Below are 273 nucleotides of genomic sequence, written 5' to 3'. Positions count from 1 at the left end.
AGTCATAGGAGCCGGAGGATATGCGCTTCCGGTGCTGGACAGTTCGGATATTAAAGAAAGTGAAGGCTATAGAGGATTTCCTGTTTCGGGAGAATGGCTGGTGAGCTACAATCAGGAACTGGTGGAAAAACATCACGCAAAAGTATATACCCAGGCAACAGTTGATGCCCCGCCAATGTCTGTACCTCATCTCGATTTGAGAATTATTGATGGACAAAAAGCCTTATTATTTGGACCTTTCGCAGGATTTTCAACCAAGTTTCTTAAAGAGGG

1 protein-coding gene is annotated in these 273 nt (G+C 44.3%); it reads left to right on the top strand.

The window, feature by feature from the left end; all coding sequences use genetic code 11:
* Positions 1 to 31 precede the first annotated feature (31 nt).
* A partial coding sequence (locus ACPYOJ_RS35390; RefSeq protein WP_481420392.1) for a malate:quinone oxidoreductase occupies positions 32 to 273 on the top strand: 242 nt, incomplete at its 3' end.

Source organism: Rhizobium sp. SVR5-9E, assembly GCF_056755095.1.
The sequence above is the reverse complement of the archived record's forward strand: the minus strand, read 5'-3'. Positions and strand labels throughout refer to the sequence as shown.